General features: G+C 42.9%; 14 protein-coding genes. 5 read left to right on the plus strand and 9 right to left on the minus strand.

The genetic code is table 11. From position 1 onward, the window contains the following. Positions 1–5: 5 nt before the first annotated feature. Both VX730_05475 and VX730_05480 read right to left on the minus strand, forming a co-directional pair. Positions 6–425, minus strand: a complete 420-nt coding sequence (locus VX730_05475; protein MEC9291836.1) for a hypothetical protein — start codon at positions 423–425, stop codon at positions 6–8. Next, the gene (locus VX730_05480) at positions 422–1,696 is read right to left on the minus strand and encodes a response regulator (GenBank protein ID MEC9291837.1); all 1,275 of its coding nucleotides are present in this window, start codon (positions 1,694–1,696) and stop codon (positions 422–424) included. Before VX730_05480 ends, VX730_05475 begins: the two co-directional genes overlap by 4 nt. 102 nt (positions 1,697–1,798) lie before the next feature. Here VX730_05480 and xth point away from each other — a divergent pair, with 102 nt between their 5' ends. After that, positions 1,799–2,578 carry an exodeoxyribonuclease III gene (xth, locus tag VX730_05485; GenBank protein MEC9291838.1) on the plus strand — a complete coding sequence of 260 codons (780 nt, stop codon included), beginning with the start codon at positions 1,799–1,801 and terminating at the stop codon, positions 2,576–2,578. A 62-nt stretch (positions 2,579–2,640) separates the two neighbouring features. Here the strand turns inward: xth and rpmG are convergent, their stop codons facing one another. From rpmG to VX730_05500, 3 genes are all read right to left on the minus strand, one after another. Further along, positions 2,641–2,814: a 50S ribosomal protein L33 gene (gene rpmG, locus VX730_05490; GenBank protein ID MEC9291839.1), complete on the minus strand. Its 174-nt coding sequence runs from the start codon at positions 2,812–2,814 to the stop codon at positions 2,641–2,643. Positions 2,815–2,925: 111 nt separating this feature from the next. Further along, positions 2,926–4,902, minus strand: coding sequence for a hypothetical protein (locus tag VX730_05495; GenBank protein MEC9291840.1), 1,977 nt, complete (start codon positions 4,900–4,902; stop codon positions 2,926–2,928). Beyond that, positions 4,899–5,684, minus strand: a complete 786-nt coding sequence (locus VX730_05500) for a thioredoxin domain-containing protein (protein MEC9291841.1) — start codon at positions 5,682–5,684, stop codon at positions 4,899–4,901. The genes VX730_05495 and VX730_05500 overlap by 4 nt, the downstream gene beginning before the upstream one ends. A gap of 158 nt (positions 5,685–5,842) precedes the next feature. Between VX730_05500 and fdxA the strand changes: the two genes are divergently transcribed. Further along, complete coding sequence (gene fdxA, locus VX730_05505; GenBank protein MEC9291842.1) at positions 5,843–6,187, plus strand: ferredoxin FdxA; 345 nt, start codon at positions 5,843–5,845, stop codon at positions 6,185–6,187. 42 nt (positions 6,188–6,229) lie between these two features. Here the strand turns inward: fdxA and VX730_05510 are convergent, their stop codons facing one another. From VX730_05510 to VX730_05520, 3 genes are all read right to left on the minus strand, one after another. After that, positions 6,230–7,057 (minus strand): hypothetical protein, encoded by an 828-nt coding sequence (locus tag VX730_05510; protein ID MEC9291843.1) that lies wholly within the window; start codon positions 7,055–7,057, stop codon positions 6,230–6,232. A gap of 87 nt (positions 7,058–7,144) precedes the next feature. Beyond that, the gene (locus VX730_05515) at positions 7,145–8,044 is read right to left on the minus strand and encodes a CpsD/CapB family tyrosine-protein kinase (GenBank protein MEC9291844.1); all 900 of its coding nucleotides are present in this window, start codon (positions 8,042–8,044) and stop codon (positions 7,145–7,147) included. A gap of 11 nt (positions 8,045–8,055) precedes the next feature. Further along, the gene (locus VX730_05520; GenBank protein ID MEC9291845.1) at positions 8,056–9,033 is read right to left on the minus strand and encodes a hypothetical protein; all 978 of its coding nucleotides are present in this window, start codon (positions 9,031–9,033) and stop codon (positions 8,056–8,058) included. A gap of 154 nt (positions 9,034–9,187) precedes the next feature. On the opposite strand from VX730_05520, the gene pyk reads away from it, so the two are divergent. Both pyk and VX730_05530 read left to right on the plus strand, forming a co-directional pair. After that, the gene (pyk, locus tag VX730_05525; GenBank protein ID MEC9291846.1) at positions 9,188–10,612 is read left to right on the plus strand and encodes a pyruvate kinase; all 1,425 of its coding nucleotides are present in this window, start codon (positions 9,188–9,190) and stop codon (positions 10,610–10,612) included. 274 nt (positions 10,613–10,886) lie between these two features. Continuing rightward, entirely contained in the window at positions 10,887–11,141 is a 255-nt protein-coding gene (locus tag VX730_05530; protein ID MEC9291847.1) for a hypothetical protein, read from the plus strand. A gap of 49 nt (positions 11,142–11,190) precedes the next feature. On the opposite strand, the gene VX730_05535 is transcribed toward VX730_05530, so the two are convergent. Next, positions 11,191–12,087, minus strand: a complete 897-nt coding sequence (locus tag VX730_05535) for a hypothetical protein (protein ID MEC9291848.1) — start codon at positions 12,085–12,087, stop codon at positions 11,191–11,193. A gap of 240 nt (positions 12,088–12,327) precedes the next feature. Here VX730_05535 and VX730_05540 point away from each other — a divergent pair, with 240 nt between their 5' ends. Beyond that, the gene (locus tag VX730_05540; protein MEC9291849.1) at positions 12,328–13,011 is read left to right on the plus strand and encodes a hypothetical protein; all 684 of its coding nucleotides are present in this window, start codon (positions 12,328–12,330) and stop codon (positions 13,009–13,011) included. Positions 13,012–13,013: the final 2 nt, after the last annotated feature.

Consider the following 13,013-nt stretch of genomic DNA (forward strand, 5'->3'; position numbering starts at 1 on the left):
CTTATCTATTTATTTTTATTCAAAACTCTGATCGAAATTCTACCACGGAATGTTTCAACTGCCTCGTATAAATTTAAAAACATAAGCAAAAACATTGACATGTGAAACGCATTCACAACAGTTTGATCGATCTTAAAATTAAGAGCATAAGTTGTGCCAATAAAGGTTCCTAGAAGGAAAATATGTAAACAAATTCTTAAAAACAATTCTTTTACATAAGGTTTTGCATCAGGATTTCTTCTAATAAGTTCAATAATAAACAGAGTTAGGGTGATTAGAATGTAATAAGTAAGATTGCTCATGAACATTTGTAAGGCATGAGCAGCAAGGCATGCATGACTTGCTGCAAGGATTATGCGTGAGACCCATGATGCACCAGGGGTTGCAAGGGGATGCTCAAATTTAAGGTGAATACGTTTATTCATGAGATCTGCTGTTTGATCTGCTGAACGTTGATGTTGTATTTTGCAATTTTTCTATCAAGGGCAGGTCGTGAAATGCCAAGGGCTACAGCTGTATTGCTTTTATGCCCCTTGTTGTGCATAAGAGTTTCTACAATTAGGGTTTCTTCCATATCTTGGAGGTTTGCATTGGCATTGAGTGTCATGCTGCTTGTTTGTTGGGCTGTTTGCTCTGCTTTAACCTCTTTAATAGCTGTTTGAATGCTCTCTAGATCGATAATGTGTGTTTTTGTAATCTGCAAAGCATGTGAAAGAACTGATTGAAGCTCTGCTGCGTTGCCGCGCCATTCTTCTTGTTCAAGCTGGGTAAACACATCTTTATGAATGCCAGTGACAGGGCTATTAAGGTTGTAAATCAGTTGGGCGGCAATATGGCTTGCTAGGGCAGGGATATCGCTTTCACGCTCTTTAAGGGCAGGAATATGGATTTGCATATCCATAAGCTTAGAGCAGAGTGGGTCTGAAATTTTTTGTTTGAGTTCGTGCGGGCTACAGCTTGATGTCGCAATGATCTTAGGCGTTGCCGCATCTTGCGAGAGTATCCAAGATTGAACGTAAGCTTGCATATGCTGAGAGAGCTTTTCTACCTGATCGAAAACCACAAATTGAGCGTGACTTGGGATGTTAAATTCGTCTGCACATTGAATATATGTCATTTGCGATTCTTCAGAGAAGTAATGTTGAATCACTCTTGATGCAAGACGTTTTCCGGTGCCTTGGTCACCATAAATATATACAGAGGATGTGTTATTGGAAGCGAGAGCAATTTTCTTAATTGTTTCAAGGATGACAGGGTGTGATCCTACAATTTTGGGGGTGAGTATACTCGGATTGGCTGCTTCAATAGCTATAATATGTTCAGTTTCAGTCGCTTTTTGGCTTTGAATATGGCTGCTAATGAGGTGGTCTAGGCTTTCCATATCCAGTGGCTTATGGATATAGTCGAGTGCGCCAAGGCGTAGGGCTTCAATGGCAAGGTCCATATCATGCTTACCTGTCATCATGATAATAGGGGCTGTTACCTGAGCATCTTTTAGTCTTTTTAGGAAGTTTAGACCAAGGCCATCGGTGAGATGGTGGTCGAGCAAAATCGCATCATAGTCATTGAAAGGCTTTTCATTTGCAGCAGCAATAGTATTGCACACATCTGCATAATAATCTTGATCTTCAAAGTGAAGAGCCAGCATTTCTGCAAGAGATGTATCGTCATCAATGATTAATATTTTAGGGCGCATCTTTTTACTCGCGAGTTTTTCTCTAAAATTTATGGGATTCCGCGTAAATAGGATGGTAACATACCCGTCTTATTACTCGCAAAGCAAATTAGGAGAGATTAGGTGAGCCTTAGAGTTGCAACATGGAATGTAAATTCAATCAGAACACGTCTAGAGCATGCAAAAGCTTGGATTAAAGCGAAAAGCCCAGATATAATCTGTTTGCAAGAGACAAAAGTTGTGAATGAAGACTTTCCAAAAGCGTTCTTTGAGGAGTTGGGTTATACCTGCCATATTCATGGTCAAAAAAGCTATAACGGCGTTGCGTTTATTACAAAAAGAGAGATGACAAACATTCAGTGCGGATTTCCTGATGGAGACCTGAATGAGCAAACGCGTGTGATTCGTGGTGAATGTGAGGGTGTGCAGATTATTAACCTGTATGTACCTCAAGGGGAGTCCGTAGATTCTGAGAAGTTTGTTTTTAAGGAAGCATTTTACGGCAAAATTATGGAGATGCTGAAGGGGGAATATGACCCTTCAAAAGATGTGCTTTTGTGTGGAGATATGAATATTGCACCGGCAGCAATTGATGTTTATGACGTAGAAAAAGTAGGTGTGCGCTGCATGTTTACACCTGAAGAACATGGCTGGCTGGATGATATTAAAAACTGGGGTATGGTTGATAGCTTCCGTGAAAAATACCCTGAAGAGCCTGGTTTTAGTTGGTGGGATTATCGTCAAAACAGCTTTGCACGTAACAAAGGGTGGCGTATTGACCATATCTACCTGACGAGTTCTCTTATGGAGAAGGCTGAAGATGTGGCAGTTGATAAAGGGCCGCGCGGCGTAGAAAAGCCTTCTGACCATGTGCCAGTCTATGTGGACCTTAACGTGGGGTAGGGAAAACCTGCACATACAAAAAAGCAGCCTAAAGGCTGCTTTTTTAAAGCTTGAAATAAGAACTAGCTCTTAAGCTTAGTCTCTTTGAATTCAACGTGCTTGCGCACAACTGGGTCGTACTTGCGGAATACAAGTTTCTCAGTTGTGTTCTGACTACGTGGGTTCTTAGTTGTCACGTAGTAGTAGCCTGTTTTACGGCCAGTCGCTGGGTTAATCGCCGTTGATTCCAGCTTGATGTAAATCGCGTTTGCATTTCTACCCACGGGTCTTCTCCCTTTAAAAACATTTAAAAACACCTGTATTTAGCCCATCTGGCAAATAAGTGCAAGTAAAAAAAGGCTTGTATGCTATTTTTTTGCAGAAGAGAGGAAGTTGATGATGATAATTAGACCAACAAATCCACCAAGAAGGGCAAAGAATGTTTGGATGGCTTCAAGGCGAGAACTGCTTGAGGCAACAGCAGTAAAGGTAATACCAGTTAGCGGTAGAAGGCCAAAATAGAACCACCAAAGTGTACGTACATGGTACTGCATTTTTCCAGAAAAGCCCTTTTCACCATCTTTCAGTTTCATGAAGTTGCTCTTCTTGAGTTTACGTTCAGCAAGCTCAATGCGTTTGGGAAGGCCAATCTCGTCATGTACCAGTACTTTACTGTGTCCAACGAATGCAGCAAAGATTTCATCAATGTTATGGAAGCCACCTTTGCGAGCGCGCTGTCCAAGTAAAACCGATGGTGCAATGTTTGGTTCAGGATGTTCTCCTACAGTGGAAATATAATGGGAGGCTTCAGCAATATCTACAGGGAAGAGTGCTTTCGCATTTTTACCTTTTGTTACCTCTAAGAGCCTGTTGTAAGAGAAAGGCGCTAAATACTCTCTAATTTCAGCAATGTTTTTAGGAGTAGCACGTTGCTCTTCGCGTTTTGCTTCCTCAAGGAGGGCACCAAATTTTTCATAAATAGGCAGAGAGAGAGCCACAAGTCTAAATGGGTAAGCATCAATTCTATAGATGCGCTCATCCGCACAGATGCAGCTTGACCAGTTTCTCCAATAGCTAAAGTTAGGCATTTTGTTTTGTAGGAGAACTTCCTCAATACTTGCCGTTTGTGTAAATTTACGGCCATCTAGACTGCAGAATAGCATGATGTCGTAGAAATCTGGAATTGGGGCAATTTTAAAGATATCACGCACATATTTGTTTGTGAGGGTCCATACATCAGGCTTTTCAGCATATTGCTTGCAGGTATCAACGTAGCCTTTTATTTTTTTGTAATTTGTGTGAGCACGGGCAATGCTCTTTTCAATCTCACTGAAGATTTCAAAGGTCGGGTTTTTATTCTCGAGTTCCTTGAGAATGGCTTCCCTAAAGAAGAGTATATAAATAATCACACCAGATGGTACATGTTTTACAAGCTCAATAAGTTTACTCAGCTCATATGTTTGCCAGTACTTAGTTGGAATCTCAGAAAGGACAATAAAGCTTTTTAGAGCGACAGATTGATCAGCTTTAAATCCTTCTTTTCCTTGCAGTGGTTCTGTATCAAGAATGTGATATTCCCTGATGTTTTCAAGCGTTTTTTCAGGGCTAAAGTTTGCTTCCGTAACAATGTTAATGTAGCGGTACTTATAAGAAACATCATGATCAAATTTGTCATTGTAAATGGCAGATTGTTTAGCGGCATTTCTTGCATCTGGAAGGCTGCTTGTATGTCCTGTAATAGCACGCCAGTAATGGAATTGGGCCGCAATAAAAGATGTGATACGGTTACTAAGCTGATCTTTGCTCACTTTACGCATAGATGCCGTAGCTTCACCAAGGCGGAGTTCTCGAGCCATTTCTAAGGCGCGTGTAATCAATGGAATAGACTGTGTTTTAAGGCCAAGTCTTTTTGCGTTATTGGCGAGGTACTCAGCTTCTGCTTGAATTGTTTTAAATACTTCCTCTTGGTTGTCGTGAGGGGTTTGTGTTTTTTGCGCTCTTTGTGGTTTTTTATCTTTAGGATTTGGAGCAGTTTCCTCTTCTTGTTCTGCCTTAAGATAAGAAGCCGGCTTCAAATTATTACTGTATTTTTTAAACCACATTTTAATGAAGGCTTGTTGAGGAACATACTCACCTACAGGACGAGGGGACTCGCTCAACCTTGTAATATCGTTTGCAATAATATCTTTTAGGTATTTCTTCAGGTCTTGATAGTGGCTTGGAATGTTATAAGCAGGGTATGGCGGTAGTTGAATACTTTCTGGAGCATTATAAATTGCCATCTCTGTCTTGAGAGCAGAAATATCGTCTTGAATGGTTTGGAGTTGGTTTTGAAATTGACTCATGGTTGCGGATTCGTTTCCACTTGTTCAATTTCGTATCTGATGAAATCTTCTAGGTTTTCAAGAGTAAGAGCTGAACCTACAGTCAGGCCGTTCACCATATAAAACGGTAGTTCGCCACGTACAACTGTTCTTGCTGCTGAGGCCTCTTCATCGAGCTGTTTGTAAAACTGTCTTGTGTTTTCTCGTAAGTTTTTACGAATCACAGAAATTGATACACCTTGATCTATCAAGAACTTCACCATGTCGGCATCGCTACGGCCTGACGCGGCAACCATATCTTTTCTAAAGTCCCAAAAATTACCGCTGTTTTGTGCAATTTTACTGTAAAACGCGCTTGGGTTTGTTGGTGTGAATTTATCTGCTGGTGAGTGTACGTAGACACGTCTAATTTTGCCTTCAAACTCTTCTTTTGCAAGGATGCTATCAATCGTTTGCATCTTTGTACCGCATAATGAGCAACTTAAGTCTGCAAACTCATAAACAGTAATTGGAGCATCCATTTTACCATTGGTTGGCGCTGATGCTGGCGGTGATACACTGTCTCGATTTCTAAGCGACCTCAGAAACATATCATTACGTAAACTTTCAGGGAGAGCTTCCTTTGCAATACGCTCAGATTCTGCCACTTGCTGTGCACGTGTGAGCACTTTTTGTGCGCCAATCATCACAAAACCTTGAGAATCTGGCGTCGCTGAGAAGGTTTGAGGTGTTAAAAAGCTTGCAAACAGCACCAAACAGGCACCAAGTGCCAGTTTTCTTACTGGTCGCTGTTTTACTGTCAAGGCTATACCTCTCTTATATACATTTATCCAGTATAGTTCAAATTACGTCTCTTAAAAACCTAACAGGCATTTATCTTGCGAGGGGGTGTTGCCAATCGGCGCCTTATAGGAGTATAAGGAATGTGTACTTTTTAGATATGGATAGGAGTTAAAGTGCTATGACGTTTGTTGTGATTGATAAATGCATCAAATGTAAATATACAGATTGTGTTGAAGTGTGCCCTGTAGACTGTTTCTACGAGGGTGAAAACATGCTTGTGATTGACCCAGATGAGTGTATTGATTGTGGTGTATGTGAGCCTGAGTGCCCAATTGAAGCCATTAAATCTGATGAAGAGCTTGGTGCTGGGGAAGAGAAATGGCTAGACCTGAATGCTAAATTTGCAGCGAGCTGGCCAAACATTACCAAAGCTAAAGAGCCTCTACCTGATGCTGATGACTGGTCAGATAAGGAGAATAAAGAGGATCACCTAAGCACGGCGCCTGGAACAGGTGACGAATAAAATCTTCTAAAAATGGAAAAGGGCGCCTTGGCGCCCTTTCTTTTATCTCGATTGCTCGGCCTGTGCTTCTTCCGCGCGGCGCGCTGCGACCACAAGTTCCAAGTCTTCTTGGATGATGTTGTACAGCTCAACCTGTGCAGCAGGGTTACCTGCGGCTTCTAACATGTCTCTGCTGCTTGGAATGATAGATTCCAGTTTATCAGCATCAAAGCTCGGTGGAGAATTGTGCACGCTGTCGTAAGAGTTTGCTGTTTTATCAGCAATCTTTGTACGCTGAACGCGCTCTGGCAGTGTTTTGAAGTGTTCAAGCTGCCATTCTAGCTTTGTCATGCCGTTTGGGTATTCCTCAGGGTTGGTGAGGCCATCCATGTCTTCAACAACGCGTTCGCCGTCAAAACCGTGACTGCAGACCATATCTTTAATGTCTGCACGCACTTTTTCACGCATGTCGCGTTCATATTGGCGGCGGCTTTGTGAGGATTCTGCAATGTAAGCTTTGTAGCCTGTGTCACTGATGAAACCATCTTCTTTACCATCATGGCTGACAGCAGTGACGACAGTTTCAAAGTCAGCACCATCCAGTTGACGCTGTTTGGCAACCATATAGATATGGGGCAAATATTCCAGCGGAATAGGGCCTTTGCGTGCTTGCTCATGGTGAGCAGCTTCTAGGTAGCTCCAAACATCACGAAGACATTGCTCTTCAGTACTGTATTCTTCTTTGAGTGGAGTTTCGCCAGCATCTAGGCGGGCTTGAAATTCTTCTGTGCGATACGGGCGGCAAAGGTCATCAACGAGTTCCTCTGATGTGGCCCTGTAAGCAAGTTTAAACGCTTGGAGAGATTCTTGTGCATAAGTTTCGGGTGTCATAGTTACCTCCGTGCTCCCAGTGTTACGCATACAAGTTGTATGCAGTTATGTTATGGGGACTTGTGGGGTAAAGTCAACCTTTAAAGCTTAATAATCAAGCTCTTTGCTATGAATAATCTTGTGTTGTAGCCAGTTGTATAGTCCTGGTGTTCTATCTTGTAGTGGGCGAATAAACTTAAATAGGCGCTCTTTCCAAGATGGGTTTTGCCAGTCATTCATGACTACGCCGTCTAGGTTGGCGCCTGCATCTTGAAGAATCTTCACACTCTTCTTAATAGCATCTAGCGGTGTTTTGCCAGAAAGGATCACGAGTGCGGTACGTGTTGCAGCACCACCAAGCATTGCACTATCTACGTTAAAGCGGTTCAGGGCTGTTACAGGCGTGGTATCCACTACAATGTGATCAAATTGACGCTCAAGCACGTCAAAGAAGAATCGTGCGCGTTGAATATCACGTAGGAATTTTACACTCATGTCATCAGACGGAGCGCCCATAAAGTGTAGGTTCGGGTGCTCTTCTGTGGCATGTACAAGGTCTTCCAGCGTATCGTCTTGCGTGCGACCTGCAAGTCCCCAGTTTGTTGGCGTTTTACCCATAAGGGACGTGAGGAAGCTGTTACGCATGTTGAGGTCAATCAGAAGGGTCTTTTTGCCTGACTCAGCTGAGCGAAGTGCAAGCATGTGAGCAAGAACTGTTGTGCCTTCACCGTGGCGCGTTGCTGTGACAACCATGCTGCTACGACCTGCTGTCATAGCTGATTTATGCACACGGCTAATTTCAGTAAAGGATGTTGGGCGCAGGCTTGAGTTATCAATCGCTGCTTCAATTTTTGGTGCAGCTGCTTTAGGGGCAGCTTTGCGTGCCGTTGCTACTTTCTTTGCAGCAGGCTTTTTCGCTGGAGCCTTTTTCGCAGGTGATTTCTTTGCAGCCACTGTTTTGGTTGTTGTTTTCTTTTTAGCTGCTGGTTTCTTAGTCTCTGTTGCCATGACGCGTGCCCTTAGCTGTTTTTAGAATTTTGTGGTTTCAGATCAATAGACATTTTGCCTTGATCTACATGGATGTGCCCAAGGTTAGGAATGCGACCAAGGACGCGTACGCCAAGCCCTGCAAGTACATCTTCATCACGTGTAATTGTTGTGTGCTTAAACTGGTTCCAAGTAATTAGGCCGAAGCTAATCATCAGACCAATAAGTGCGCCAAGAAGCGTGTTTTGTAGAATCATCTCTTCTTTGCTTGGTGTTGCAATCATAATCGGTGCTTCTACAGGCCAGAGAAGGTCATTCGCGCCTGTAATTGTCATCGACATAAGTGGTTTCGCATCTTCAAGCAGAATGTCGTAATCCTCTTGTGCAAGCTCCATTTGCGTAAGAGCGCGTTCAATCTCAAAGCGCGCAGCAATAATGTTTTGGTCATTAGAGCCGTTTTGCTTTTCATTTTCTAGGCGAATGCGGGCATTGCGCTCTTTGTTTGAGTAGTACTGCACTTGCTCAGCAAGTGTGGCAAGCTTTTGCTCAATGCGGAGTCTTTCTGGAGAAAGGGTTTCTTTAATAAAGGCGTAAGAAAGGGCTTCTAGATAATCTGTTACACCCTCAGATTTTGTGCCTTCGTAGTAAATTTGAACCATTGCGTTATGTGGCACTTCCAGGAAAGTGCTGTCTGTAAAGCGTTTCACCATTTGCGCTTTCTCAAGTTCTGATGGGCTGCTGAAAAAGCCTGATTCTGTCAGGGCAGCTTCAATCACGCTTTCTTTTGTCAGTGTGTCATTCAAAATCTTTGTGTGCGTCTGTTCAGATGCATTTTGCAAAACAGGCGATGTTACCGCTTCTTTGTTGAGGTAAAGTGTTGTTTTGAAAGTATAAACTTCATCTTTTGATGCTGTGAGTGCAGCAAAGAGGAGGGCGCCAAAAAGCGTTGGCCATAATAGTGTTGCCTTCTTTTCACTTAAAAAGCATAGAAGTTTTAAAAGCTTGATCATGAAAATTCCTTCACTCTTTCTTTGCACTTTTCGGTAATTTCTACTATATCTGATGCATGAAGGTTGGTAAACGCTTGAAGTTCACCTCTTATATCTTTGAGTGTCCACCTGTAGCAAAAAAGATGATATGACAATAAAAGATTAAGAAAACCCCATGAGACAAAGACAAGCGCGTATTCTTGCAACCATCGGTCCAGCAAGCTCTTCAAAGGAAATGCTAAAGAAGCTGATTGAAGCTGGTGCAGACGGTTTCCGCCTTAACTTCAGTCACGGGGATCACAAGATTCACAAAAAAACTTACCAAACAATTCGTGGCCTAGAAAATGACCTTGGTCGCTCAATTGCGATTCTGCAAGACCTTCAAGGTCCTAAAATTCGCCTTGGTGAAATGGCAGAGCCTGTAACGCTTGAGCAAGGTAACACTTTTATTCTGGATAGCAATGAAGAGGCTGGTCACGCTGAGCGCGCGCACTTGCCGCACCCAGAAATTCTAGAGCTTCTTAACGAAGGTCACCACATTTACATTAATGATGGCCTTGTAAAGCTCCGCGTAACTGAAAAGCTCGATTGCGGTAGCGTAAAATGTACGGTTCTTACAACGGGTGTTATTAGCTCTCGTAAAGGGGTAAATCTTCCAGATGTTGACCTTCCAGTACGCGCAATGACTGAAAAAGACCGTAAAGATCTTAAGTTTGGTCTCTCTCTTGGTGTGGACTGGGTTGCTGTGTCTTTTGTTCAAAAGGCTGAAGACGTTCTTGAAGTGAAACAAATTGTAGACGGTCAAGCTGGTGTGATGGCGAAAATTGAAAAGCCAAACGCAGTGAACCGTATCGATGACATTATTGCGGTCAGTGACGCCATTATGGTGGCACGTGGTGACCTTGGTGTGGAAGTTCCACTGGAAGAAGTGCCGTCTATCCAAAAGCGTCTTATCCGTAAATGTCGTGAGCGTGGTAAGCCTGTTGTTGTCGCAACGCAGATGCTTGAGAGCATGATTAAGAATGCCTCTCCAACACGTGCAGAAGTTTCTGATGTCGCTAACGCAACATATGAAGGTGCAGATACACTGATGCTTTCTGCTGAAACAGCATCTGGTGACCACCCAGTACAAGCTGTAGAAACAATGGATAGCATTATTCAGCGTGTTGAGCGTTCAAGTGCTTGGCGCCCTCTGGTTGATGCACGTGGTGTTAACGTTCAGCCAGTTGTACAAGATGCGATCTGTAATGCAGCCTTTGAAGTGGCAAACTCACTTGATACAGCAGCAATTGTGACTTTCACAGAATCAGGGACAACATCTGTACGTATGTCTCGTCAGCGCCCTGAAGCGCCAATTCTTGCGCTCACACCGTATGAAACGGTGGCGCGCCGTATGGCTCTAACTTGGGGACTGAACACAATGGTCACAAGAAGTCCTGAGAATGACACGCAAATGTCTAAGGCAGCTGCGAGAGCTGTTCATGAAGCGGGCCTTGCGCACCGCGGTTCATTTGCTGTTCTTGTAGCAGGTGTACCATTCGGTATCACAGGTACAACTAACATGGTTTATGTGGTTCCTGTGGATGAGGAAAGTAAATAACGGTTTCCTTCTGTTTAGAGGAACTTTTAGAAGCTCTCTTTTTAGAGGGCTTCTTTCCCATGTGTATCTTGAATTGTACCGTGTTTTGCGGCACGAGTTTAAACTCCCTAAAGAGAGACTCATCTGGTATTTTCACGAGCAACCTTTCATGTTGTATACATATGTGAGGTGGCACAAGGGATTTCAGGTATTGATTGACATTCCTGTATTTCGAAGCATAATTGACTCTTCTTCCTATCTGTAACTTTTCTTTTTTCTGAAATGGAGTCATTTTATGTCTTATCAGTCCCTTTCTGATCAAGCAGAGCGTATTCTTGCTGACCCGGAGGCTTTTGAAGCTGGTTTTGCTGAGTTTTGTAGAAACTTCTCTAAAGGCGCTCCTTTTGCGTATGTTGAGGTTATTGGTGAAGTTGGTGTAGGTGGTAGCACATGGAATTCTTGGAGTTCAGGTAAATCTTGCCCAAGCTATTTGATTTCCGAAATGCTTATAAAGCTTATGCTGGAGGTTTATTCCAGAGAGGCTGAGTAAATCGAATAAAAAAGCCCTGCATGACGCAGGGCTTTTTTATGAATGAAACTTAGCTCGCAAGAACTTTATCGGCTGTCATGTTCATAAATGGCAGCTGGCTTTCTTCCTTGCGCGTGTTCAGGTCACGCATGTAGCGCACAATACCAAGGTGAGTCTTAATAGAATCACTGTTGTAAATGTTACGTTCAGTTGAAAGCAGAAGATCCTCTACTTTTTCTAGGCTGCGGCAGCCATGTGTAAATGGATCTGGAGCAATAAGCGGCTTCCCTTTTTTGTCACAAGGGATACTTTCGTTGTAAATTGCGCCACTTACGTACACATCTTCTTTTTCGATGATGGCACTTGGGTGCTCGTTTAGCGCTTGTTGCAGAGAAACACCTTTACCGATGAGGGCGCGAGCCATATCACGTGTAAGTGTCATCACGCTCAGGCGCTTAATCACAAATTCACTTTCAAAGTGGATGAAATGAAGAAGGCCTGCTTCGTACATAACAAGTGTTTGTGGCTGAATCTGAATATCTTTAAGTGTGTCATCTAGAGCAGGCACTTGCAAAGCCACTCGTTTATCAAAGTAAAGAGCACGGCTTACTGGCAGGTCAGCACCAAAAGCACGGTCTACGTAATAGAACACACTTTTTGGTACAGCTTGTAGGCGATGGTCATCACCAAATAGAACACGCATAATCAGGTCTTTTCTACCTGTTAGGCGTACAACACCGTTATCATCTTCTTCTTGAATGTCCACATCGTATGATTGGAGTTTAGTGGTAACACTGTTGCTTAAGTATCTGAAATTTTTTACAGAAATCATGGCGTAACCGCCATCCCCTGGGTAGGGGTGAATTTGCATCATTGTTTCCACTGGGCGGAAAGCAATGGCCTCGTCCGTATAAAAACTAGCGAGAAGTTCATCAAAGTTGAGTGTCTCTTGTGGAATCACGTTCATGGCTTTGAGTTGACCTCTTTTCTTATTCTTATTTTTTATGGAGATATCCTATCGCTATCCTCTTTAGGTGCAACATAAATATGTATTTTGGGTGTCATAAATAAAGGGAGTGGTGCGTGAACAACACGCTTTAGTATACGGCGTTTTTTAAGGTTGAATCTTTCCTTTGCAAGCAGGCCTTAAGTTCTGTATGTTGAGAGAATCTGACTCATCTATTTTTACTTTTCATGGAGAAAAACTATGGCCAAGAAGAAGGGTTCTGTAGAACGCTTTGATGTGGGTGTTATTGTTGGTAAGCGAACTGCCGGCAAGTTTTTGGAAATTGTAGATGCTTGTGATTATGGTGATCTGAAGTTGAATCAAAGCCAAAAGCAATACCGTGCTCTTGTAGGGTGTATCCGCTTTATGTATGAAGTGGCAAAATCTTGGAAAGACGCGGATGACTATGCAGAAAAGCATACAGGCTACCGTAAATCAACGTTTAAAATTACGGCAACACCAACACGGCAACCGCCTCATCAGCACAACTCTAACTATCCTGTGATTCCCGTTCTGAACGTGAAGGGAATTGAAGAGGATGATAAGCCTGTGCACTACAGTGAAAGGCTGTTGCAGCGTGATATTGCTTGTATGCTGGTTTTTGGTCGCTTTTTGGGTATTCATTTGACGATGAACGATGTTCTGAATCAAACACGTGAAGCCAAGAAGAAGACTTCACTGATTATCAACACGATGATCTATTATGCACATGTGATCTTGATTGATCGTGGTAAGCGCAATATTCGTGATATGGGCTTTGTGGTAAAAACCAATGAAACCCCAAGTTCCGAAGATTACCTGCCGCTGATCTGTACCTCGACGTGGAAGGACTTTATTGAAGAATTCCTTCGTCCCTTCTGCCAGGAAGTGTACTTCAAGCGTTAAAT

The organism is Pseudomonadota bacterium (assembly GCA_036141575.1).
Taxonomy (GTDB): domain Bacteria; phylum Pseudomonadota; class Alphaproteobacteria; order UBA2136; family JAPKEQ01; genus JAPKEQ01.

Bases quoted from the DNA above. Each gene is read 5' to 3' on its own strand.
- VX730_05475 (MEC9291836.1), bottom strand. From the start codon at position 425: ATGAATAAACGTATTCACCTTAAATTTGAGCATCCCCTTGCAACCCCT.
- VX730_05480 (MEC9291837.1), bottom strand. From the start codon at position 1,696: ATGCGCCCTAAAATATTAATCATTGATGACGATACATCTCTTGCAGAA.
- VX730_05495 (MEC9291840.1), bottom strand. From the start codon at position 4,902: ATGAGTCAATTTCAAAACCAACTCCAAACCATTCAAGACGATATTTCT.
- fdxA (MEC9291842.1), top strand. From the start codon at position 5,843: ATGACGTTTGTTGTGATTGATAAATGCATCAAATGTAAATATACAGAT.
- VX730_05510 (MEC9291843.1), bottom strand. From the start codon at position 7,057: ATGACACCCGAAACTTATGCACAAGAATCTCTCCAAGCGTTTAAACTT.
- VX730_05515 (MEC9291844.1), bottom strand. From the start codon at position 8,044: ATGGCAACAGAGACTAAGAAACCAGCAGCTAAAAAGAAAACAACAACC.
- VX730_05520 (MEC9291845.1), bottom strand. From the start codon at position 9,033: ATGATCAAGCTTTTAAAACTTCTATGCTTTTTAAGTGAAAAGAAGGCA.
- pyk (MEC9291846.1), top strand. From the start codon at position 9,188: ATGAGACAAAGACAAGCGCGTATTCTTGCAACCATCGGTCCAGCAAGC.
- VX730_05530 (MEC9291847.1), top strand. From the start codon at position 10,887: ATGTCTTATCAGTCCCTTTCTGATCAAGCAGAGCGTATTCTTGCTGAC.
- VX730_05535 (MEC9291848.1), bottom strand. From the start codon at position 12,087: ATGAACGTGATTCCACAAGAGACACTCAACTTTGATGAACTTCTCGCT.
- VX730_05540 (MEC9291849.1), top strand. From the start codon at position 12,328: ATGGCCAAGAAGAAGGGTTCTGTAGAACGCTTTGATGTGGGTGTTATT.